The 22,717-nt window shown below is 57.6% G+C and carries 15 protein-coding genes; 4 read left to right on the forward strand and 11 right to left on the reverse strand.

The features are described 5' to 3' along the window. Positions 1-10: 10 nt before the first annotated feature. From ACZ46D_RS03835 to ACZ46D_RS03855, 5 genes are all read right to left on the reverse strand, one after another. Complete coding sequence (locus ACZ46D_RS03835) at positions 11-913, reverse strand: DmsE family decaheme c-type cytochrome (RefSeq protein WP_464928710.1); 903 nt, start codon at positions 911-913, stop codon at positions 11-13. A 322-nt stretch (positions 914-1,235) separates the two neighbouring features. After that, positions 1,236-1,886 carry a response regulator gene (locus tag ACZ46D_RS03840; protein WP_464928711.1) on the reverse strand — a complete coding sequence of 217 codons (651 nt, stop codon included), beginning with the start codon at positions 1,884-1,886 and terminating at the stop codon, positions 1,236-1,238. Next, a complete protein-coding gene (locus tag ACZ46D_RS03845; protein WP_464928712.1) occupies positions 1,879-3,312 on the reverse strand; it encodes a sensor histidine kinase in 1,434 nt (477 codons plus the stop codon). The genes ACZ46D_RS03840 and ACZ46D_RS03845 overlap by 8 nt, the downstream gene beginning before the upstream one ends. Positions 3,313-3,422: 110 nt before the next feature. Beyond that, positions 3,423-3,938: a YecA family protein gene (locus ACZ46D_RS03850; protein WP_464928713.1), complete on the reverse strand. Its 516-nt coding sequence runs from the start codon at positions 3,936-3,938 to the stop codon at positions 3,423-3,425. A 132-nt stretch (positions 3,939-4,070) separates the two neighbouring features. Further along, positions 4,071-6,920 carry a transglycosylase domain-containing protein gene (locus ACZ46D_RS03855; protein ID WP_464928714.1) on the reverse strand — a complete coding sequence of 950 codons (2,850 nt, stop codon included), beginning with the start codon at positions 6,918-6,920 and terminating at the stop codon, positions 4,071-4,073. Between the two features lie 233 nt (positions 6,921-7,153). Here ACZ46D_RS03855 and ACZ46D_RS03860 point away from each other — a divergent pair, with 233 nt between their 5' ends. After that, entirely contained in the window at positions 7,154-9,715 is a 2,562-nt protein-coding gene (locus ACZ46D_RS03860) for a pentapeptide repeat-containing protein (protein ID WP_464928715.1), read from the forward strand. Between the two features lie 202 nt (positions 9,716-9,917). On the opposite strand, the gene ACZ46D_RS03865 is transcribed toward ACZ46D_RS03860, so the two are convergent. Beyond that, complete coding sequence (locus tag ACZ46D_RS03865; RefSeq protein ID WP_464928716.1) at positions 9,918-11,003, reverse strand: disk-shape morphogenesis protein volactin; 1,086 nt, start codon at positions 11,001-11,003, stop codon at positions 9,918-9,920. 152 nt (positions 11,004-11,155) lie between these two features. Here ACZ46D_RS03865 and hrpA point away from each other — a divergent pair, with 152 nt between their 5' ends. The 3 genes from hrpA (at position 11,156) to ACZ46D_RS03880 (ending at position 17,790) form a co-directional block, all read left to right on the forward strand. Next, positions 11,156-15,136 carry an ATP-dependent RNA helicase HrpA gene (hrpA, locus tag ACZ46D_RS03870; protein WP_464928717.1) on the forward strand — a complete coding sequence of 1,327 codons (3,981 nt, stop codon included), beginning with the start codon at positions 11,156-11,158 and terminating at the stop codon, positions 15,134-15,136. Positions 15,137-15,266: 130 nt separating this feature from the next. Next, the gene (locus tag ACZ46D_RS03875; RefSeq protein WP_464928718.1) at positions 15,267-16,991 is read left to right on the forward strand and encodes a sensor domain-containing diguanylate cyclase; all 1,725 of its coding nucleotides are present in this window, start codon (positions 15,267-15,269) and stop codon (positions 16,989-16,991) included. Between the two features lie 163 nt (positions 16,992-17,154). Further along, on the forward strand, positions 17,155-17,790 hold the full coding sequence (locus ACZ46D_RS03880; protein ID WP_464928719.1) for a protein phosphatase CheZ: 636 nt from the start codon (positions 17,155-17,157) through the stop codon (positions 17,788-17,790). 84 nt (positions 17,791-17,874) lie between these two features. Here ACZ46D_RS03880 and tsaB read toward each other — a convergent pair whose 3' ends face one another. Genes tsaB through ACZ46D_RS03905 form a run of 5 tightly spaced genes read right to left on the reverse strand, consistent with a single transcriptional unit; the run spans position 17,875 to position 22,571 of the window. Beyond that, positions 17,875-18,603, reverse strand: coding sequence for a tRNA (adenosine(37)-N6)-threonylcarbamoyltransferase complex dimerization subunit type 1 TsaB (gene tsaB, locus ACZ46D_RS03885; RefSeq protein ID WP_464928720.1), 729 nt, complete (start codon positions 18,601-18,603; stop codon positions 17,875-17,877). Between the two features lie 8 nt (positions 18,604-18,611). Further along, positions 18,612-19,682 carry an RIP metalloprotease RseP gene (rseP, locus tag ACZ46D_RS03890; protein ID WP_464928721.1) on the reverse strand — a complete coding sequence of 357 codons (1,071 nt, stop codon included), beginning with the start codon at positions 19,680-19,682 and terminating at the stop codon, positions 18,612-18,614. A 7-nt stretch (positions 19,683-19,689) separates the two neighbouring features. Then, on the reverse strand, positions 19,690-20,925 hold the full coding sequence (locus ACZ46D_RS03895; protein ID WP_464928722.1) for a 1-deoxy-D-xylulose-5-phosphate reductoisomerase: 1,236 nt from the start codon (positions 20,923-20,925) through the stop codon (positions 19,690-19,692). Positions 20,926-20,981: 56 nt separating this feature from the next. After that, on the reverse strand, positions 20,982-21,788 hold the full coding sequence (locus tag ACZ46D_RS03900) for a phosphatidate cytidylyltransferase (protein ID WP_464928723.1): 807 nt from the start codon (positions 21,786-21,788) through the stop codon (positions 20,982-20,984). A 36-nt stretch (positions 21,789-21,824) separates the two neighbouring features. Beyond that, positions 21,825-22,571 carry an isoprenyl transferase gene (locus tag ACZ46D_RS03905; RefSeq protein ID WP_464928724.1) on the reverse strand — a complete coding sequence of 249 codons (747 nt, stop codon included), beginning with the start codon at positions 22,569-22,571 and terminating at the stop codon, positions 21,825-21,827. Positions 22,572-22,717 lie beyond the last annotated feature (146 nt).

A 22,717-nucleotide genomic window follows, 5' to 3' on the forward strand; every position in this document is an offset into this window, starting at 1 on the left:
CATGCCTCCTTTAGCGGGTGAATTTGGCGCCGGATGGGTGATTGGAGCCGTGTTGGGTGACGTGGCAGTTCACGCAGCCCTGGCCGGTGGGATTGCTGACCCTGTTGTAGCGCGGCAGATTGGGGTGGCCGCCGTAGGCATGGCACTGTAGACAGAGGAACGAGCCTTTGGCGTTGAGCAGGTCGGGGTTGTTGGAACCGTGCACATCATGGCAGTTGGCGCAATTCTCCCGCACCACCGCATGCTCCCAGATAAAGGGGCCGCGTTTTTCCTGATGACACTTGAAGCAGGTCTCGTTGATCGTTGCCCCCTTCAGCAGGCTCTTGCCAGCGGAGCCATGAACGTTGTGGCAGTCTGAGCAGAGCATCTTGCCTTCTTTTACCGGATGGTGGGACTGCTTGTTCATCTGGCCTTTGACCGTGGTGTGGCAGGAATAGCAGACCGCAGGCTCCTTGTCTTTGGCCAGCAGGGCCTTGTCGCTCTTCTTTTTCATCAGGGTATGGCAGGAAACACAGCCCACATCGCCGGTTTTGTGCTGGCTGGTTTGCCAATACATGCGGCCGCCGTCCTGGTGGCATTGCAGACAGACCGTTGAGTACTGTTCGGTGGAGAATTTAAGGCTGGCGTCCGGCGCGGTCACATGCTGACTGCGCGGGCCGTGGCAGGCCTCGCAATCGCGCGCTTGGATCACGCCCTTGGGGCCGTACTGGAAGGTCCGGCCATGCACGGTCTTTTTGTACGCCTCTATCGATTCCGCATGGCAACCGACGCACACCTCCTTGTCCTTGACGTAGGTTGCCTTGGCAAAGGCCGGATTCAGTGCGGCCCAGTCCACTTCTCCTGCCTGGGCCGTGGCAAACATGCTTGCCCAGGCAATGCCCATGAGACATGCCCCCTTAAATGTTCTTTTCATAACTCTCCTCCCGTAGCGGTTGTTTCATGACCTCTCCTCCTCTTTTTCTGTTGATGGTCAGCAGAATGCGCTTGCTGCCGTGAACAGCGCGTTGCAAGGGGGGCCTCTGGCTGCAAACCCGCTGTCTGGCAGAATCTTCCCTGTCAGGCCGCACCGAAGCCTTCCTTGCCAAGAGAGTAGAGGGGAATGGTGGGGCTATCCAGATAAATGTGCTTTACGGATCAAGGGGTTCTGTGAAGTTTTATTCACAGGAGGAAAAGGATAGGCGAAAGGGGAACGGTGTGAGGTGAAAGGCCGAGAGCTGATAGGTGAGAACAGTCTGTTAGTTGGCCAGTTTTTTGGTCAGGAAGCGGACGCAGCCTAGAACCTGGGTTCCCTGGGAGGTCAGCAGATAGAGCTTGTTTTCGTCCTGGTTCAGAAAGCCAGCCTCTTTGAGGATTTTCAGGTGAAAATTCATCTTGGTGTGGTCTTCCAGTTCCAGCTTCCGGCAGAGGTCCATGAAACGCAGGGTTCCTTCCTGTTCGACATGGGCAAGAATTTCCCGCCGGAGGGGATTGGACAGACAGCTCAGAACGGTGTCAAGATCCAGGGAGGTCCGGCAGCATTCGAAGCGGGCCTCCTCCAGGACGCGGCCCACCGAAGCAAGCAGGCCATCGATGCGGAAAGGCTTGGTTACATAATCCGAGGCTCCCTGGCGCATGGCCTCCACTGCGTTATCAACGCTGGCAAAGGCGGTGATCATGATAACCGGCATCCGGGGCGCCTTGTCCCGGATACGGCCAAGCAGCTCCAGCCCGCCCATGCCGGGCATAACCAGATCGAGCAGGATCAGGTCAAAGTTTTTGCGAGCAAGATGCTCCAGGGCCTCTTCGCTCCGGCTGGCCTGGGTGACTGAAAATCCGGCCCCGCTCAACACTTCGGCCAAGCTTTCCCGTAGATCCTGATCATCGTCCACCACCATGATTTCAGCCATTTCCCCTCCCATTCGACAAGGCATGGGGGAAGATCAACAGTACGGTGGTGCCGACGCCGACCGTGCTGTTCAGTTCGATTCTTCCCCGGAATAACTCCATGATGCTGTAGCAGATGGAAAGCCCCAGCCCCGTGCCCTGGCCCACTTCCTTGGTGGTATAGAAGGGCTCCATCGCCTGGTTGACATGTTCCGGGGCGATTCCCGCCCCCTGATCGGTAATTTCTATTATTACTTCCCCCCCCTGGCAACGGGTGCCGAGGGTAATGAGCCCGCCCGGCGGTGAAGCGTCCATGGCGTTTAAGAGCACATTGAGCAACACCTCTTCGACCTTCACCGCTACCGCCATGACCGGCGGCAGGGGCAGCAGCTTGGTTTCGATGCGGTAGTTCTGGCGCTTGCCGCCCAATAGGGTAAGGCTGCCGGAGATCACTTCGTTGAGATCGACGGGCATCAGGGGGTCTTCCTTCTGGCGCGAAAAATGGAGCAACTCACCGGCGATGTGCGAGGCGCGGTCGATGTTTCGTTCGATGGCGGTAAACCGTTTTTCAACGCCTGCATCCGAAGTTGTTCCGCTCTGGAGTTCTTTTTTGAGCAGTTCGACATTCAGGGAGATATTGGTCAGCAGGTTGTTGATCTCGTGGGCAATGCCCGCCGCCAGTTTTCCAACTGCGGCGAGTTTTTCTGCTTGGGCCAGGCGAAGAATCTGCTGTTCCATGGTTTTTCTGGTTTCAACATCGAAGACGTTCATGGCCCTTACCAGAAAATAGGTGATCAGGGCGGCGGTAAGACTCCGGAAAATCTCCACCGGAATCCCCAGAAAAGGGATCCTGGCATGGGAGGGAATCACTCCGGCCAGGAAGGCGTAGAGCGCAAAACTGAACCCGGCCCAGCGGAGATGCCGGGCCACCGAGCCACTTAAAACCTCGACCACTCGTCCATGTCTGATCAGGGCAAAGGCGGCGAGAATTCCGCCCAGGTTGCCGATGGTCAGTCTGGCGAGGATATCAGTCTGTCGGATGGTCTGGAGATCAAGATTTTCCCAGGAGAGAAAAAGGTACATCCCCAGAAAAACAAGGAGAAGAGGGATGAGAACTCGGAGCCATTGCCAGCGGATCGTGGGCTGGGAGCGGAGCAGGGAGATGGCGAAATGATTCAGGAAAAGAAAGGAAACGACCAGGGTCAGCAGTTTGAGGTAGTGAATGGGGAGGAACAGGGCGGCTGTGCCGTACCCCAGCCGCAGATAACATTCGAGCCATTCATGCAGGCCATGGCTGAAGCCGAAAATGGCCAGGGAAGGCAGGCTGCCGGCCAAGCGCAGTTTGCTTTCCGACATGTCCTTCACGGCGATGGCCAGCCCCAGGAAGATGAAGGTCAGTCCGTAAAAAAAATAGAGCAGAACTCCCGTGGGGCATTGGCTGGCTGGCATGGTTTTGTCACTTTTTCCCGGTTGACCGTGTTGCCGTTCTTCCCCCGTTGTTCGCTACAAGCAGGGTTTTTTTAACGCATCCTGTGTCACCCCATGCCTGTAATGAAGGTTCAGCTTTCCGCTGGTGGTGTTTCTTCCTCGGTGTCCAGGTGGATGGAGCTGATCAGCTCGGGCGGGATACGGCTGCGGATCTTTTTCACCGTGGAAAGAATGCTGTGAACCGGATAGTCTTCCCGGACCTCTTCGCTCTTGTCCAGGTAAGAGGTGAGGATAAATTTTTTGTTTCTAACATCGAACTTGTGGGTCCAGTTGATTTCGATGGTTTCAGGGTTCTCCTCGATCTGCACCGCCAGCTTTTCCCCGGCACGCGCTACCTGAATGGCGTCCATGTCCGTGACCTCCAGGAGCCAGGCGTCGCCGTTGGCGGTGGAGAAGAGAACGAAAACCCCCAGGGCCAGCACCGCTGCTTTCCCGGCGCCGGCGTTTGCCTGGATTTTTTCGACTTCAATCTTTACCGAGGGGATCGCGGGTCTGGCCGGGGCGCTTGCGCCGGTGGTCAGGCAGCATTTCTTGAATTTTTTGCCGCTGCCGCAAAAACAGGGATCATTTCTTCCTATCTTGACCATAATCTGGAGTCTCTCTTCTGACTGTGTGGGTTCAGGGTTGTATGAAACTGTGCCACTATGCCACGCCCGGCATGGTTTGTAAAGCCGTGGATGCATCCTTCCCCTCGGTCGGTGCGGCGGTGTTTTTCGTTTTCAGTTTGCCGGGGCCGAGTCCATGCGGACCATCTTCTCCTGATCGCAGTAATACTGGACCAGCTGGGAGAAAACATCATCGCGGCCGGTGTAGATCTTGGTGTTGCTGTTTAATATCTGCACCAGGGCCTCGCCGTAGTCGTCAACCCCGATGATATTGTCGGCAATGAGGCTGTTGCCGCATTTGCCCGTGAGCAGGGTGTCCATGTACCGGTTGACGTTGGCCCAGTAAACCTGGTTGTTGCGGAAATGGGTATCCTCGCGTTTTGCCTTGTCGATGTTTTTGTCCATCATCTCCTGCATCTCTTGCTGGAAGAGATGGTTGTAGATGCGCCCGGCAATCTTGGCCGGGGCGTTGCCCGAGGTGCCCACGCTTTTGAAGCCCCCGGTGTTGGTGGTGACCGAGATGAGCATGGTGATGGTCCGGTCCTTGTGGGCCTGCCGGTCGCGGTACGGGTTGAAATGGCTGATGAACAGGGCGGACTTGTTCATGGGCGCGGTGCCGGTTTTGCCGGAAACCAGATTCTTGTGATGCTTGAATTCGGTTTTCATGGCGGAGCCGGTGCCGCGATTGCAGACCTCGTACAGGGCGTTCATCTCCGCTTCCCGTTCCTTCTTGGATTCGAAAAGCGGGATTTGGGCGAATCGCTCGTCCTGGTCGCGGTCGTACACGGTCTTGCCGTTGATCTGGATCCGGCGCACAAAGGAGGGATCGCGGTACTGGCCGTCCAGAAAAGCGTTGTAGATGCCAAGCCACTGCTGCACCGACACCGCCGAGGAACCGATGCCGAAAGGCCAGTACTTGGCGTCTTCCTTGCTATAGTCCAGGCCGACCTGGTCAAAGCCTTGGAGCATGGCGCTGCGGAGCAGGGGGTTGGTGTAGAGCCTGGCGAAAATCGTGTTGATGGAGATTACCTGCGCTTCCAGCAGGTTGTATTCCCGGCCCATGGGACGGTTGGCGTCGTAGTTGTACCAGTTGCGGGGCAGCCAGGTCTGTCTGCCGGTGCTGGCCACATATTTGTACTCAATGGGCTTGTCGGCAAAACGGTCGCTCATCTTGGTATTGTTGGCCACCATGGAGTAGTAGGCAATGATCGGTTTCATGGTGGAGGAGGGTGTGATCTTTGCTTTCTTGTTCATGATGTCGATGATCACGGATTCATGTTTCTCGCTCTTGCCGGCGCTGTTGTCGGCTCCGGCATCGTTGGGCTCCGGCGCCTCGTCCTCCTCATCCTCGTCTTTTTCGTTGTTTTTGGTTTGCAAAAACTCCTTTCCGCCAACGTAGGCGACGATCTCACCTTTCTGGTTGACGGCAATGAGGCCGACATTGATGTTGTGTTGCAGGTATTCGAGAAAGCTGTTGAAATCGGTGTAGGGCGGGGTGAGGCCGCGGGAGGTGTAGCGTTCCTTGTCGCGTTGCCAGGTGGCCTGGTTGCTGGTGGAAAGAATCTCTTTAAAATAGCTGCTCTGCAGGAATTCGCCGATAATTTCCTTCATTTTTTCGATCAGGGCCAGATCCGTGCCGGTCTCGATGGAGACCTCGCCTTTTTCGTCAAGCAGGAGCTGGGAGCCTGTAACCTCGCGGCCGTTGAAGGAGTAAGTCCGGGAAGAGATCTCCTTGATGACGTTCCAGGAGGTCCACTCCTCCTCGCCGTACAGCGGGGAGCGGAAATCGCGGAAACCGATGCGGCGGATGGATTCTTCGTCGCTCAGCAGCCAGCTGCGGTACTGCTCGTCCGGGATTTCCTTGCGTTTCCAGAGGTGGGTGAGGGCAAGATTGATCTTGTTGATGGCGCTTTTGGCATGGCCCTGCATGGCCGGGGTCAGGTCGCTGAAGTTCTTGCCGTTGACAATTTCATAAAAGGCGACCTGGCGATTGTGGTTGGGGATAAAGGAGCCGATGGTCACCAGCTGCTGCATGTTGAGGGCTGTCAGGTCTTTCTTGAAATAGTTGGTGGCGGCGGCGGGGAAACCATAGATGTTGGCGCCCACCGGCACGGTGTTGATGTAAAAATTGAGGTTTTTTTCCTTGCCGAATTTGGCCACCATCATGTAGGCGATGATGATCTCCTCAAGCTTGTTGGCGATGGTTCTTTTCTCGTTGCCCAGGATTTTTTTGGCGTTTTGCATGACGATGGTGCTGGCGCCGCGGGGATCGCCCTGGAGGGTGTCTTTCACCGCGCCGACCAAGTTCAGCCAGCTGACGCCGGGGTGGATGAGAAAGAGATTCTCATACCAGGTGTTGCCGGGGTGGGGCATGAAGTAATGATCCTCACAGGCCAGCAGGGCCTTTTGGGCTGCGGCCGGGATCTGCTGGGTTACTTTGCGTTTCCCGTAGGACTTGATGATCGCGCCCCGGCTGTCCTTGATATCGGCGGAGTGGGCGTAGGTTTCCAGGTCGTCGGGCAACCGCTCGATGGGGGCGGTGTCATAAATGGAGCGGGCAATGAGCACCTCGATGATATGCTGGGTCGGGCCGGGGAGGTAGTTGAGGATGAAAAGGGCCACGCTCAACAGGGTGCCCCATTTCAGAAAACGTGGAATCCAGTAAGCACCCCAGAACAGGAAGCGGTTGAACGGGTTCTGCCAGGGATATGTGTGGCTGCCGCGATTGTCATCGTCCCGCATTTCCAGGTACTGGCGGTACCGGCCGCTCAGGCTTTTGCTTTTCCTGATCTTGCGGATGATGGATTTTTCGTCAAGACCCTTTTTGACATCCTTGTCCGAGAAAATATGACGGTAGGCCTTGTACTTGATGGCCTGTTCCCTGGGATCGAAGACCTTTTTCTGTCCCTGAGCGTCGGTTTTTCCCGTTGGTTTGGGCGATTCTGGTTGTTTTGGCGTGTCCACGGAACGTTATGGCCTCGGATTTTGCTACAGAGTGCGGTCTCGTTTTTTGAGGGGATTCTTCCTTGGATTCGGCAAGACTCTGTCACCCCCCCGGGTAAAGTGGTATAATACCTTATCTGAATTTTTTTTACAGCAATGCTCTTGATCTTGTCGAAATATATGAAGTATTTTTTCATTCTGGTCGATGACTGTTGTGGGTGTTTTTGGTTTTTTTGTTCTGCTGAGGAAGCTGGATGATTTTTTACTGCGACAAATGCAGATATTCCGTAGAGGTTGAAGACCGCCATGCCGGCAAGGCCGTGCCTTGTCCGAAATGCAAACACACCGTTGTCGTGGGCAAAAAATCGGCTGCGGTAAATGACCCCGATCGGGCTATCTTTTTTTGCAACAAGTGCGGATTTCAGAAGATGGTGCCATCGGCCATTGCCGGCAGGAAGGTGCCTTGCCCGCAGTGCCATTCGGAAAAAACCGTTATCCGGCTTGCCGATCAGCGGAGTAACGGACGTCCTTTCCTTGCTCGCTTTGGCCTGGCGGCTGCCGCTGTTGTGGTCTTCGTCCTGGTGGGAGGCGCAGGGTATCTTGCCCTGGACAATGGCAAAAAATGGTTGTCTTGGTTCTCCGCAGTTCCTGCCCCTGTCGTCTCGACCCAGGAGACCCGGCCGGAAGAAAAAAGCGCGGCTGCCGTGGCAACAGACACTGCCGATACGCCCCGGTTCGCGGGCAAGGATTTTCATGGGGCCAACCTTGCCGGCAAGAATCTGCGGGGGTTGAATTTCCAGAATGCCAATTTTGAAGGAGCGAACCTGCGGGAAGCTGATCTGCGCGGGGTGAATTTCAGCCAGGCAAATCTGCAGAATGCCGATCTGAGGGAGGCTGACCTCCGGGGGGCCATTCTGGTCGGGGGCAGATTTCGGAAGGCCGATCTGTCGCAGGCCAAGCTTGGGGAAGCAAACCTGACCGATGCCGATCTTACCAGGAGCAATCTCCGGGGGGCGGATCTTCAGCAGGCGATCCTGGCGGGTGTCATCCTGCTCGAAACCGATTGCACCGAAAGCGATGCGCGCGGCGCTGATTTTTCCGGGGCGACTTTCACGAAAACCAATTTTACCTCGGCAAACTTAAGCGAAGCAAAGCTGGGCAATACCAATCTCACCACCGCCTTTCTCCAGGGGACGAAGTTCTCTGGTGCCATTCTCAATGAGGTGGACCTGCGCCGGACCAATCTGCGGGGAATTTCCCTGACCAAGGCGAATTTAAGCAGGGCGAATCTCGATGGCGCCGACGTGCGCGGCGTGAATCTGGATGGGGCGAATCTTGCCGAGGCGAGCCTGGGCGGGGCCAACCTGGGCAAAGCCCAGCTGAATGAGACGGTTTTGATTCAGGCCAACCTCAATGGCGCAATCCTTGATGGAGTGACCGCTGAAAAAGCCATTTTCAAGGGGGCCAATCTCACCAAGGCCAGCCTGGTCGGCGGAGAATTTTCCGGGGCAAATTTTCAGCAGGCCAATCTCACCGAAGCCAACGGTGAGAAAGCGGTGATGGAGCGGGTTGATCTGACCGAGGCCAACCTCACCGGCGCTCGCTTGTCCGGGGTTGATTTCGGCGTCCGCACCCTGATGGTCAAGGCCAACCTGACCAATGCCGATCTGCGCAAGGCAAAGCTGAACACCGTCGATTTCACCGGGGCGAACCTGAACAACGCCAGCCTGCAGGGCGCGGATCTCACCAGAGCAAAGCTGAGCCACGCCTATCTGAATCGGGCGGATCTGAGCAATGCCGAACTGGCCAATGCCAATCTCAGCAATGCCGACCTGAAGGGGGCAAACCTGTCCGGGATCAACCTGACGGCAGCCAAGCATTTCGATCTCAAGAATCTGCGCGAGACCGTGTTGAGCGATGCGAAGCTGGTCAGCCTTGATCTGCGAAACGCCAATCTCATCGATGCCAATCTGAGCAAGGCCGATCTGACCAATGTGGATCTGGCCAACGCCGATCTGACCAATGCCGTGCTCACCGGGGCCAACCTCCGGGACGGGGATCTGCGTTGGGCAGACCTCACCGATGCCGATTTGTCCCACGCCAACCTGGTCAATGCCAACTTAAATGATGCCGACCTGAACAGGGCCAACCTGGAAGGCGCTGACCTGACCAAGGCCACCTTGCAGAATGTGAAAAATATTAAAAGGGCCAAGAAAATCAACACGGCAAAGGGATTCACTGCCCCTGGTCCGGAAAGCAGCCTGGGTGCGGTGACTGCACCGTCCGGCGGCAAAGTCACCAAGGCTGGGCACGAGGGCAAGGAATCGGATGCGTCGCCAGGACCGGCCCGCCCGGTGAAGATCTGGGCCTTGCAGGTCGAGAGCGCCGGCTTGGTGCAGCAGCCGTTTCAGCAGGTGGCCGAGCTGAGCGCTGCCTATGAAAACATCAGCGACATCGAACTGAACATGAAAAAACTGCAGATGTTTGCCGGCGGACCGAACAATATTCCCGGCAAGGTCGGAGCCACCCTGGGCGCATTGTATTCGGTAAATTTTCTCCCGGTGGACCAGACCCTGCCCCTGGTTATTCAATGGTACGGGCCGGAGGGAAAGCTGATCCGCACCTCGAACCAGCCGGTCAAGTACATGCAGCGTCTGGTCGAAGCCCTGACCATTACGGAAAAAATGCAGAATATCTATGGAACCTGGACGGTCCAATTTCTGCACCAGAACCGGAAGATCGGCGAGCAGCACTTTGAGGTAAGGAAGGGCAAGCAGCTGGAGGTTCGGCTTTCTTCGGAAGGTGCGGTTTTGTAAGCAACGGTCCGGGCCTGCAATGCCAAGTTGTTCTCAAGGCGCCACGACAGGTGCCATCTCGATGTGTTCCTTGTGGTTTTCAGAAAGGCTGATTTGGTGCCCCTTTTTCGCTGGAACCTGCGGGGATAATACGCTGGGTCGGGCAAAAAAAAGGCGTAGCCAACGGCTACGCCTTTTAGGGAATACCAGAGTTTGCCAGACGCTAAATTTCTTCGGAAAGCGCCATGACCATGGCGCCCTTGGCCGTGGTGTTGAGGGGATCTTCGGCAATCCTGACCTCGGAGATGTCGATGGGCAGGTTGAATTCCTTCAGCGCCTTTTCGAAATGCTCCTTGAAGCCGATGGGCATGGCAGTGCCGCCTGCCAGGACGATGGGGATGGGCTTGGCAATCTTCGGAATCTTGTCGGAAGAGTGGAGCACGTCCTGAAGGCTGTGCAGCAGGGTGTGGATCAGATCGTCGTAATAGATGTGCAGAGCGGTCTCGATCCGGTTCTTGGCGGGTCTGGCCAACCGGAAGGTGCTTTCCTTGATGGTTTTGACCTTGGTGGCCGGTTCGCCCACCGAGACCCCGACCATCTGGTCGATGTAGTCGCCGCCCTTCTGGATGCTGTAGGTGATGACCGGCACGGAGAGATAGGCCAGGCAGATGTTGCACATACCGCCGCCCATGCTGATGCCGATGCCGGTGAAGTTGTCTTCCGCCAGCTCGGCCATGACCGTGGCCAGACCCTCGTTGATGGAGATGGGATTGTAGCCCAGGGTGGCCAAATACATCTTGATGATGGATTCGTGGTAAACCACGGACTGGCCGCTGTCCACCGGGGTGCCCGGCATGCTGAAGCAGATGACCTCGCCCGGATTCTTGGGCCGCTTGATCAGGGTGCCGATGATGGCCTGGAGCACATTGATCCCCTCGTCCTCACGGGCGGAGAGCAACCCTTTCTCCATGGTGCGCCGGGTGTTGGTGTTGAACATGTTGGCGAAATTCTCGGCCGAATACCCGAGGATGTAAAACATGTCGCCCTTTTCAAAAAAGGTCACCTCGTTGTCCACCAGGATCTTCTTGGTGAATTTTGAGTAAGGGATGGTGAAAAATGCGTTGAGCTGCTTGATGGTATGGATGTTCTTGCCCTTGTTCTGGGCCATGACGATATGGCTGGTGCCGATATCGAGACCCACCGGGCCCTTGGGGCGTTCGGCATCTTCGCCGGTCTCCTTTTCGCGGGAGACTACGGTTTTTTGCGATGCTTCAATGGCATTGTCGATGTTTCCCATTTCTTCCGTCATCCTTTTCCTCCTCTTGTCCTCTCTTCCTCGCCTGATAGCGGGTTGTGCCACATAAGCCTGCCAGTCTGTTACCGATGTTCGTTTGTTTTGCCTGTATTGTCGAGTTCTTTCCTGCGTTTTCAGGAAAAAATTTGTATTATTGCGGAAAGTATATGTCAAGCCGTTGTCGTTTTTTACAAGACTGGAGAGTATTGTACTTTCGGAATTTTAAAAATTCTACATTATTTTCGGACTGTTCAGCATTCTTCTTGAAGAAAAGCAAAAATATTTTTCCGGGCACGGTGCATGTGCTGCGCGGAAATGTATGCCAAATCATTGTTTGGCGTGGAAAAACAGCAGTGCCAACGGCGAAGGAACAAGCCCCAGTGACAAGGGAAAATATAGAAAACCTGCATTACCCCGCCGAGTTGCCCATCGTGGCGCACCGGGAGGAAATTGTCGAGGCGATCCGCACCAGCCAGGTGGTGATCGTTGCCGGGGACACCGGTTCCGGCAAAACCACCCAGCTGCCCAAGATGTGCCTTGAGGCCGGTCGCGGCGTGCGCAAGCGGATCGGCTGCACCCAGCCCCGGCGGATCGCGGCCATTGCCGTGGCCGAACGGGTTGCCGAAGAGCTTGGTGAGCAAGCAGCGCTGGTGGGCTACAAGATCCGTTTCAAGGATCAGACCAGCCGGAATACCCGCCTCAAGTTCATGACCGATGGCATCCTGCTGGCCGAGGCGCATCACGACCGGAATCTTTCCGCCTACGATACGATCATCATCGATGAGGCCCACGAGCGGAGCCTTAATATCGATTTCCTCATCGGTCTGCTCAAGCAGCTCCTTGTTCGCCGTCCGGATCTCACGCTCCTGATCACCTCGGCCACCATCGACACCTCCCGGTTTGCCAAGCATTTCGGCAACGCCCCGGTGATCGAGGTGTCGGGCCGGACCTATCCGGTGGAGGTTCGCTATCAGCCCCTGGACCCGAAAAAGGAGGAGGAGGGGGAGCAGAGCTATGTGGATCAAGCGGTGGAGGCGGTCTGCGCCCTGCATGAGCAGGAAGGGCCTGGCGACATTCTGGTATTCATGCCCTCCGAGCGGGATATCCTGGAGACGGTGGAAACGCTGCAAGCCAGGCTGGGCAAGGGGCGGGGCCAAACCGCCTCCGTGGTGCTGCCCCTGTTCGGCAGGCTCTCCCCCGGCGACCAGAAAAAGATCTTCCAGCCGGTAAAAGGCCAGAAGATCGTGGTGGCCACCAATGTGGCGGAAACCTCCATCACCGTGCCCGGCGTCCGCTATGTGGTGGATACCGGCCTGGCCCGCTTGGCGAGCTACAATGTTCGGGCCCGGACCAGCAAGCTCCCCATTGTCCCGATTTCCCGGGCGAGCTGCGACCAGCGCAAGGGCCGCTGCGGCCGGGTTGGACCGGGGGTCTGCGTCCGGCTCTATGGTGAGGAGGACTACGCCAACCGCCCCGAATACACGCCGCCCGAGATCCTGCGGACCAACCTGGCCGAGGTTATCCTGCGGATGACCAGCCTCAAGCTGGGCGAGCCGGCCAAGTTTCCCTTTCTCGACCCGCCTTCGGGCCGCGCCATCCAGGACGGCTATGCCCTGCTCATGGAGCTTGGCGCCCTGGATGGCCACCGCCACCTCACCGCGCACGGCAAGCTCATGGCCCGGTTGCCCCTGGACCCGAGAATCTCCCGGATGATCATCGAGGCCCGGGACCACAACGCCCTGCGGGAGGTGACCATCATCGCCGCGGGCTTAAGCATCCAGGACCCGCGGGTCCGGCCCGCGGACAAGGAGGCGGCAGCGGACGCGGCCCATGCCCGCTTCACTAAGACGCCTTCGGATTTCCTCTTCTTCCTTGCCCTCTGGGACGCCTACCATGCCACCTTTGACAAGCTGCACAGCCTGTCCAAGATGCGCAAGTTCTGCGTGAGCCACTATCTCTCCTTCCTGCGGATGCGGGAATGGCGCGATATCCACGAGCAGATCTCCCAGGTGCTTGGTGAGGAGCCCGGCTTTGCCCTCAATACCCAGCCCGCCTCTCCGGAGGCCATCCATCGGGCGATCCTGAGCGGCAACCTGCGGAACATCGCGGTGAAGAAGGAGAAAAACCTCTACCAGACCGGGGGCGGCAGGGAGGTCATGATCTTTCCCGGCTCGACTCAGTATGGCAAGACCGGCGACTGGCTCATGGCCGCCGAGATGGTGGAGACCTCGCGCCTCTACGCCCGGACCGTGGCCGAGATCAACCCCGAGTGGATCGAGCCCCTGGCCGGGGAGCTCTGCCGTTCGTCGTACTCCGAACCCCATTGGGAAAAGGGGCGGGGCCAGGTGGTTGCCTTTGCCAAGATCAGCCTCTTCGGGCTGGTTATCGTACCGAGGCGCAAGGTCAATTTCGGCTTGATCAAGCCGGAGGAGGCGCGGCAGATCTTTATCCAGTCCGCCCTCATCGAGGGGGAGCTGAAGGGGGAATATCCCTTCCTTGCCGCCAACACCGCCTTGGTGGCCCAGCTGCAGGACATGGAAGACCGGCTGCGGTTGCGCACCATCGTGGTGGACGATCAGGCCCTTTTTGACTTCTACGAAGAGCGTCTCGACCCGGAGGTGCGCGACCAGCGAAGCCTGAACCAGTGGTTGAAAAATCCCGCTGCCCGGGGGCTTCTCACCATGACCGCCGATGATATCCGTCGGCAATTACCCGAGGCTACGGCCCTGGAACAGTTCCCCCTTACCCTGGCCACGGACGGATGTGAGCTGGCTCTGTCCTACCGGTTTGCCCCTGGCGAGGAGGACGACGGGGTGACTGCCCGGATTCCCCCAGGCCTGGCGACCCATCTGCGGCCGGAGGTTTTTGAGTGGCTGGTGCCGGGCATGCTTGCCGAAAAGGTGGTCTTCCTGCTCAAGGGGCTGCCCAAGGGGTTGCGCAAGCAACTGGTGCCCATTCCCCAGACCGCGGCGGAGATTATCCGGGATCTGCCCTTTGGCCGTGGTTCCCTGTACCGCGCTCTGGAGCAGGTGATCGATGATTCCTTCAAACTGCGGATCGCCGGGCGGGATTGGCCTTTGGCCGATCTGCCGCCCCACCTCAGGTTTCGTTTCGCTCTCCTGGACGGACAGGGCGAGGTTGTCACCGTGACCAGGGATTTTGGCGCCTTGAAAAGCGAGTCCGCAGGGCAGGCAGAGGTCTTTAGCCCCGGGCAAATGGCCGAATTGAAAACGCGGTGGGAACAAAGGAATATCACGCCGGCCCAGCTCGGCCAGATACCTGCCTCCCTGCCGGTGCCCGGCGCCAACGGGGCCTTGCAGGGCTATGCTTATCCCGGTCTCTGTTTTGCTGAACAGGAGGGCGTGGGTCAGCGTCTTTTTATGGAAGAAAATGAGGCACGGCAGAGCACCAGGCAGACGCTGCTTCGTCTTTATGCCAATGAATTTGCCCCGCAGATCAAGAGTCTGCGCAAGGATCTGGCCATCCCCCGCTCCCATTGGGCGCTGTATGAGGGGCTTGCCACCCACGAGCAGATCAATGAAGATCTGTGGCGTTTTGTTTTTTTTAATGTGTTTGGTCTCCGCGACGGTCTGGTGCCCTCTGCCGAGCAGTTTGCTGCCAAGGTCGAGGAGGTGCGGGGACAGGGTCTTTCTCTGCTCTGCCGGGAGATTTTTGCGGAGGTTGAGCGGGTGTTGCAGGAAAGGCGGGCAACCCTGGACACCATTGCCAAATATGCCGCTCTGCCTGGTACGGTGGGCGGGGCTGCTCAGAGAGAGCGGTTTGTCGAGTACCACCGGCAGGTGTCGTTGATTGTCCCTGCTGATTTTCTGCAATGGGTCGCCAGGCCGCGTCTGCCGGCGATGTGCCGTTATCTCAAGGCCCTGCGTATTCGGGTTGAGCGGGCTCAGGTTTCCCCTGCCAAGGACGCGCTCAAGGCGCGGCAGATTGCCAGCCATGAGGAGCGCTATGCCCGGGCCGTCAGCGGGGAAAATCCCTCTGCGGTTCTCACGGAACATCTGCGGGAATACCGGGAGATGATTGAAGAGTTCAAGGTGTCGCTCTTTGCCCAGGAGTTGGGAACAGCCTATCCGGTTTCGGAAAAGCGTCTGGATAAAAAATGGCGAGAAATTGAGCCGCATCAGTACTGAGTCCTCTGTATTTTTCGGGCCGTATTTCTTTTTGATGTGAAAAAGCTCGGATTTTTGATAGGTTATTGCTTTCCGTCTGCTTGCCTTTTTTTGAAATCTGTCGCGGGTTGTTGTTATGGGGGAATTCGGCGTGTTCGTGCCAAACTTGGATATCCAGGAATTGTTCAATGCCGTGCAGGCAGGGCTCCTGCTGTGCGGCCAGGACTGTCGCTTCGCCTTGGCCAATGGTGTTGCCCTGGATTTTTTCAGCAGGGCAGGGCTTGAGCTCACCGACCAGCCCTGTCACAAGGCGTTGTTCGACAGCGACGCGCGGTGCGAAGGGTGTCCGGCGGCCAGCGGGGAAAATCAGCCGGGCAAGCGTCAGGCCCTGACCATCAAGGGCAAGGGCGGAGACATCTATCTGAAGGTTTTTTGCCAGAGGTGGCAGGACCAATATCTGCTCACCATCCACGAAGTAACCCAGGAAATTTCCCTGCTCAGGCGCAGCGACCTTGACCGGAAAGAGTTGCAGGCCAAAAATATTCTCCTTGAACGCCGTCGCCGTCTGAACCAAGAAGAACAGGAGTTTTTGACCCAGCTCATGGATAATCTTCCCGAAGCCCTCCTGGCGGTGGATGAGGATTTTCTGGTGAAGCGGCAGAACATGGCGGTTTTGGACCTGTTCCCCAGTCAAAACGGGACCCATTGTTATGACCTGTTCGGCCACAGCGCTCCCTGTCCTGATTGCCCTGCTCACCGCGGTTTCAGCGAGGCCAATGGGCAGAAAAAAAGCCATGAAGCAGAGGGGCGGGTCTACACGGAGATATTTTCTGTCGCCCCCAATGGCAAAGGGGGGCTGCTTCAGTTTCGGGATATCACGCGGCAGGTCGATCTGATTGGCCAAATTCGTGCCCGGAGGGAAGAGATTGCAAGCAAAAACAAGGTGTTGTCTCTTCTCGTCGATTTCGGTATCTACCTGCAGAAGGAGACCGGCATCAAGGAGGTTGCCGGATATTTTATCGACGCGATCTTGCCGGATCTCCATGCCGGGGCGGCAGGCCTCATAATCAATGACATCCGGGCCGGTAATATCTGGCTCTCCTATCAGAGCGGGATGTCGAGCGCAGAGTGGAAGACCGTGACCAAGGCCTGCATGTCAAGGGATCTGCAGCAACTCCATTCCGATAGACTTCTTGCCGATACGGTTCTTCCTTGGCGGAAAAACACGCAGATTCCTTTGATGGGGGCACAGGGCCAGCGGGTGGGGTTGGTGCTGCTGGAAGGTAGTCTTGACCAGGAAGAGCTGGGCATCCTCCGTCTGGTCACGGAACCGTTGGGCGCGTTTTTTCAGAATCAACTTCTTCTGCGCCAGCTTGAAGAAAAAGCGAACAAGGATGCCCTGACCGGACTCTTCAACCGCGGTTATTTGACCCAGGCTTTGGAGGAAGAGCAGGAGAAATTTAACGGGTACGGGATCCATCATGCCCTGGTGCTGGGAGATATCAACCAGCTCAAGAAACTCAATGATCAGTACGGGCATGAAATCGGCGACCGGCTGATTGTTGCCGTTGCCGAGGCCTTGCGCAACACCCTGCGTAATACCGATATCGCGGCGCGGACCGGCGGCGACGAGTTCATTGTCCTGCTCACCAACAGCACGGACGAGGATGCGGGGCATTTTATCGAACGGTTGCAAAGCCTGGTATTTGACGACCTCCGCATTCCCTTGCCCGACGGCACCGAGTTTCCCGTCACCGTCAGCCTGGGCAAGGCCGGTACGGACAAACATCCTCCTGAAGCTCTGGCCAAAGAGGCGGACAGGCAGATGTATGCCGCAAAAAAGCAGTTTTACGCTGCAGTGCCGCGTTACCGCTAATCCGGGTTGTGGGTGCTGTGTGTGCCGGGAGTATGGAGGTGTTTGGGGAGAACAGGTCATTGCGGTTGCTTTCCCCGTGCTCTTCCTGTAGAGTTTTTCAGGGCCACAACTTGTTGTTATGCGTAACCTTTTGATTTTTTTTTGTAAGGAAGCAGTGAGCGGCATGGCAAAAATAAACAATTCACATTTTGAAAAAAACATAGCTTCCCTGGTGGAGATCACCGATGCTTTGCTGCGGGGAGATTACAAGGGAGATGTGCCCGAGTTTGACGCCGAAGGCGTGCTTTCCTTGCTGGCCAAGAAGATCAACGCCATGTTGGTCAACATGAAGACCGTGCAGATGCCCTTGGCCAATGCCGGCGAACAGGCGCCCTTTGTCTTGAGTCATGCTCAGGATGTGGTGCAGCTCATGGCACAGTCCACCGATGCCGTTCTTGATAAATCCGACAGGATTATCATGCGTGTCGAGGAGCTTGAGAACATGCTGCGCCAAACAGGCGGGGATAATGCCCAGGCCATGGCGGCCATTGCCGAGATGAAGACCGCCATGTTCGATATCGTTGCTTCCCAGTCCTACCAGGATGTTGCCCGGCAGAAGATGGAGAAAATCATTGTTGATCTCCACCAGATCCGTGACTGGCTCATCGAGGTTCTGGTGATTTTCAACATCAAGAAGGATGGTTCCCTGGAAAACTTGGAAAAAAAGAAGGAGCTGCTGCGCGGAGTCCATGCCCCCAGCTCTCCTTCTTCCCTCAAACAGGATCTGGTCGACGATCTCTTGTCCGAGTTTGGTTTCTAAATCTTGTAACTGTCCAACAGCACCACATCCGAAGTCTCGCAAGTTTACTTATCTGCTTCGTCGTCTTAGACACCATCTGCCATTTCAGCACTTTATTTTCTTCTTTTCGCCAAACTGCAGTTCCGCGTCCGAGGCCCGCACATAGATGGGCACCGTCGTAGCCGGGTCCAGGAAGGCGCCCTGCCGGAAAAGATCCCAGGCTGCGGCACCAATGCTTGCTGCCCTGGCAAAACAGGTCTCCGTAGGCGCAAGCAGGGCCAAATCCCCCAGCACCTCCTTGAGCATCGGGCCATAGAGGGGCAGGCCATCGCCCACCAGCAGGGTGGGAGTGGTAATGAATTCCGGCAAACGTTGTGGCTTGATGACCATGGCTTCGGTGGTTTTTTCTAAAACCCCGCGTTGGTTGCAACGGTACAGGGCGGTGTAGATCTCGTTTTTTCGGGCATCGACCACCGGGCAGATGGGCAGGGAGGAAAAGGGAAACTGGCCGGCAAGCCCGGTCAGGGTTTCTACCCCGATGAGTGGTTTATCCGCAGCCATGCACAGACCCTTGGCCGTGCTCAAAGCGATGCGCAGGCCGGTAAAGCTCCCGGGGCCAAGGCTGACGGCAATGGCAGCAATCTGGGGCCAGCCCAGATCACACTGGGCAAGGAGCCAGTCTATCCCGGAAAGCAACCGGCGGGAGTGGGTGGTGGAGGTGTTGAGGGAATACTCGGCCAGGCAGCGGCCTTCCGCGACCAGGGCCAGGCTGCCGCAGGTGGTGGCGGTTTCCAGGGCGAGGATAACGGGTGGAGCTGCGGAGGAGGGGGGCATTGCCGGCCTCAGCCCCCGTTGCCGAGAAAACGGAAATCGTTGTAAAAGACAAAGAGCATCAGGGAGACAAGCAGCACCAGGCCGACCATCTGGAGGCGTTCCCTGGTTTCCACGCTCAGCGGTTTGCGGCGGATGGCCTCCACGGCAAAAAAGACGAGGTGTCCGCCATCGAGGATGGGGATGGGGAACAGGTTGAGCACCCCGAGGCTGACGCTGAGAAGGCCGATGAAATGCAGCAGGTTGCCCCAGCCGGCGGCCATCTGCTGGCCGGCGATCTGGGCGATACGGATGGGGCCGCCCAGTTCGCTGGCCGGGACCACCTTCTGGATGATCTTGACAATACCCAGGAGGGTGATCTTGATCAGGGTCCAGGTGTGCAGCGCCCCGGTTTGCAGCGCTTCGACAGGAGAAATCCGGATCAGTTCATCGGCCACCCGGATGCCGAGCATGTAGCGGGTGTCGATCACCTCGCCGAAGATGTTCTTGTCCTGCTCCATCTTCGGCTGGCCGGTAAGAGTCAGGGTCTGCTCGCCCCGCCGGACCACGAGGGTCACGGGATTCCCTTCACTGAGCTTGATAAGGCGCGCCACATCATTCCATTCTTGGACCTTGGCACCGTTGATGCTCAGAATCAGATCGTTTGGCGCGAGTCCGGCCTTGGCCGCCGGGGAATCCACGGTGACCCCGCCGATTCTCGCCTCGTTCACCGGCTGGGAAACCCCCATGACCGCAAAGAGGGTTGAGAAGATCAGAACCGCGAACAGGAGATTGAAGAGCGGCCCGGCAAAGACCACCAGGAATCGCTGCCAGATGGCCTTGTGCGAAAAGGAAAACGTTTCCTGGTCGCTGGCCACCTCATCGGTGAGGCTTTCGCCGTACATCTTCACGTAGCCGCCAAGGGGGAAGGCGCTCAGCAGGTATTCGGTGTCGCCGACGGTGCGGCCGAATACCTTGGGGCCGAAGCCCAGGGAAAACTTGAGCACCCGGATGCCGAACAGCTTGGCACAGAGAAAATGGCCGAATTCGTGGATAAAGATCAGGGGGCCAAGGACGAGGATAAAGGCAAGGATAGAGTTCATAGTCTCTTCAAATGGTTAAGGGTGTGTGTCCGGGCGGCAGCTCCGGACTGAGAACGTCTTTACCCAGGCGCTGTTGGGTTTGCATGCGCAGGGCTTCGATAATCGAGGCCGCCTGCATCCGGGCGGCAAGGTCGGCGTCAAGGATCGCGGTCAGGCTGGCCCCCTCTTCCCTTGGCAACCGGCTCACTGTTTCCGCAACCACCAGGGCAATTTCCGGAAAGCGGATGGTGGTGGCGAGAAAGGCCTCAACCGCCACTTCGTTGGCGGCATTGAGCACCGCCGGCAGGCTGCCGCCCCGTTTGCACACCTGGTAGGCGAGTTTCAGGGCGGGGAATTTTTCAAAATCTGGGCGGGAAAAACTCAAGTCCGAGGCCTGCGCCAGGTTCAACCGGGGCAGATTCATCCGCAGCCGTTCCGGATAGGAGAGGGCATAGGCAATGGGGATGCGCATGTCCGGCACCCCCAGTTGGGCGACCACCGAGCCGTCCACGTATTCCACCATGGAATGGACGATGCTCTGCGGGTGGATGAGCACCTCGATATCCTCGATCCCGATGTCAAAGAGCCAGCGGGCTTCGATGACCTCCAACCCTTTATTCATCAGGGTGGCGGAGTCGATGGAGATCTTTTTGCCCATCTCCCAGTTGGGGTGGGCCAGGGCCTGTTCCGGGGTGACAGCCCAAAGTTCGCGCTCCCCCAGATTGCGAAACGGTCCGCCCGAGGCGGTGAGGATCAGCTTGCTGACATCCGCTTTTTTTCCGGCCTCCAGCGCTTGGGCAATGGCGCTGTGCTCGCTGTCGATGGGCAGCAGGGTCACCTTGCAGCGTTTTACCGCCGCCATGACCAGGTGGCCGGCCATGACCAGGGTTTCCTTGTTGGCCAGGGCGATGTTTTTCCCGGCCTCGATGGCAGCCAGGGTGGGGGTGAGCCCGGCAGCGCCGACGATGGCGGAGACGACCGTATCCGCGCCGGGCAGGGTGGCAACGGCCACATTGCCCTCCGTCCCGGTCATTATTTTTTCAGACCAGCCGGCGGGCAGGGACTGGGCCAGTTCGCCAGCCAGTTTTGCGTTGCCGATGGAGACCTTTTCCGGATTGAAGGCTTCGATCTGCTCACGCAACAGGCGGCCATTGTTGCCGGCGGCCAGCCCCACGATGCGGAAGCGTCCGGGAAACTGACGGACCACCTCCAGTACATTGCGGCCGATGGAGCCGGTGGAGCCAAGCAGGGAAATATTTTTCATGGCTTCTTCAGTTCTCTTAAAAAATGACGGTCAGCAGTAAAGTGCAACCGCATGGTTCACCGTAAACACAATCCTGTGCCAAAATACACTAGGTAATAGAGCACCGGCGCGGTGAGCAGCAGGGAGTCGATGCGGTCCAGCAAGCCGCCGTGCCCAGGAAGCAGACTGCCGGAATCCTTGACGCCAAAGGCTCTTTTGATCACCGATTCGGAAAGATCCCCGGCCGCGCCAAGGCAACCCAGCAGGAGAACAATGAGGCATATCCAGACCAGACCTTGCTCGGGCAAAAAAAAGTGCCGGACAAGCAGGGCCGCGCCCAGGCTGCCGACTAAGCCCCCGGCAAAGCCTTCCCAGGTTTTGCCGGGGCTGATGGCCGGGCAGAGCTTGTGTCTGCCGAATTTGCTGCCGGTATAAAAGGCGGCGGTGTCTGAGGCCACGGTGATGGCGGTGAGCAGGAGCAGCCAGGCGCGGCCTTGCGGCAGGGCCATGAGCAGAACCAGATAAGCGCTGCAGAGGCTGAGGTACAGGTAGCCGAAACCGCTGCGGCTGATAACCTCGTAGGGTTGGGCAAGGCTGGTGTAGCGGGAAAGGCTGTGGAGCAGGAGAACGATCAGGGCAAGGCTCAGACCGCAGAGCAGGCCGGTGGCCTCACCGGCATAAGCGCCAAGCAGGGGCAAGAGGCCGAAGAGGATAAGGGGCAGTCTGGCCCGTTGGCTGAGTCCGGGCAGAACAATGGTCAGGTATTCGGTCAGTGCCACCCCGGCCAAACCGGTGATGACCAGCCAAAATAGCGGGAACGGCCCCAGGAAAAGAAGGAGCAACCAGGCCGCGCTTGCCATAACACCGGTAATGAGTCGTTTCATGCTGGTCCTGTCATAAGCGCATTCGGCGGCTCATGATCATTGGTCGTGTGTCTGTTCCGCCTGTTCGCCTGTTTTACCAAAACGCCGTTGCCGTTTCTGGAAGTCCAGAATGGCAGAGAGCAAATTCTCTTTTCTGAAGTCCGGCCAGAGAATCTCCGTAAAATAGAGCTCCGCATAGGATGCCTGCCAGAGGAGAAAGTTGCTCAGCCGGGTTTCTCCTCCGGTGCGGATCAGCAGGTCCGGGTCCGGCAAGCCCGCCGTATACAGGTGCTGTTCCAGAACTGCCTGGTCAATTGTCTCGGGGCTCAGAACCCCGTCCACGCATTTTTGGGCGATTGCCTGCACGGCCTGGGTGATTTCACTCCTGCCGCCGTAGCTTAAGGCGAGATTGAGGATCAGCCCTGTATTGTCAGCGGTTTCCCGGATCACCCTTTCCATAACCGTACGGACTTCCGGGGGAATTCGGTCTTTCTGGCCCAGGCAGCGCAGGCTCACATTGTTGCGGACCATGGTGGTCAGCTCGCTTTCGAGAAAGGTCTTCAACAGCCCCATGAGGGCCTGCACTTCAAGGGGCGGGCGTTTCCAGTTTTCCGTGGAAAAGGCGTACAGGGTAAGCACGCCAATGCCAAGTTCCCGGGCGGCCCGGACGATATCCTGTACGGATTCGACTCCGGCCCGGTGGCCCATGATGCGGGGTTTGCCCTGCTGCTGGGCCCAGCGGCCATTGCCATCCATAATGATGGCGATATGCCGGGGCAGGGCTGCGGTGTCGAGCTTGGGCATGGGGACGATCTCGGTTTTCAGCGGATTACAGCTTGCAATCGGCGGAAGCAAGGCCGGGCAGGTCGCAAAGGTTCAAGCCGTTGTAACCCGATAATATTATCGCCAATTCGATAGCAAGAACGGCAAGGGAGCACTTAATTCGTAAC

The organism is Thiovibrio sp. Mzg5, from assembly GCF_055379285.1.

Excerpts from the sequence above, each read along its gene's own strand:
- ACZ46D_RS03835 (WP_464928710.1), bottom strand. The coding sequence starts at position 913 with ATGAAAAGAACATTTAAGGGGGCATGTCTCATGGGCATTGCCTGGGCA.
- ACZ46D_RS03840 (WP_464928711.1), bottom strand. The coding sequence starts at position 1,886 with ATGGCTGAAATCATGGTGGTGGACGATGATCAGGATCTACGGGAAAGC.
- ACZ46D_RS03845 (WP_464928712.1), bottom strand. The coding sequence starts at position 3,312 with ATGCCAGCCAGCCAATGCCCCACGGGAGTTCTGCTCTATTTTTTTTAC.
- ACZ46D_RS03850 (WP_464928713.1), bottom strand. The coding sequence starts at position 3,938 with ATGGTCAAGATAGGAAGAAATGATCCCTGTTTTTGCGGCAGCGGCAAA.
- ACZ46D_RS03860 (WP_464928715.1), top strand. The coding sequence starts at position 7,154 with ATGATTTTTTACTGCGACAAATGCAGATATTCCGTAGAGGTTGAAGAC.
- ACZ46D_RS03865 (WP_464928716.1), bottom strand. The coding sequence starts at position 11,003 with ATGACGGAAGAAATGGGAAACATCGACAATGCCATTGAAGCATCGCAA.
- hrpA (WP_464928717.1), top strand. The coding sequence starts at position 11,156 with ATGTCAAGCCGTTGTCGTTTTTTACAAGACTGGAGAGTATTGTACTTT.
- ACZ46D_RS03880 (WP_464928719.1), top strand. The coding sequence starts at position 17,155 with ATGGCAAAAATAAACAATTCACATTTTGAAAAAAACATAGCTTCCCTG.
- tsaB (WP_464928720.1), bottom strand. The coding sequence starts at position 18,603 with ATGCCCCCCTCCTCCGCAGCTCCACCCGTTATCCTCGCCCTGGAAACC.
- rseP (WP_464928721.1), bottom strand. The coding sequence starts at position 19,682 with ATGAACTCTATCCTTGCCTTTATCCTCGTCCTTGGCCCCCTGATCTTT.
- ACZ46D_RS03895 (WP_464928722.1), bottom strand. The coding sequence starts at position 20,925 with ATGAAAAATATTTCCCTGCTTGGCTCCACCGGCTCCATCGGCCGCAAT.
- ACZ46D_RS03900 (WP_464928723.1), bottom strand. The coding sequence starts at position 21,788 with ATGAAACGACTCATTACCGGTGTTATGGCAAGCGCGGCCTGGTTGCTC.
- ACZ46D_RS03905 (WP_464928724.1), bottom strand. The coding sequence starts at position 22,571 with ATGCCCAAGCTCGACACCGCAGCCCTGCCCCGGCATATCGCCATCATT.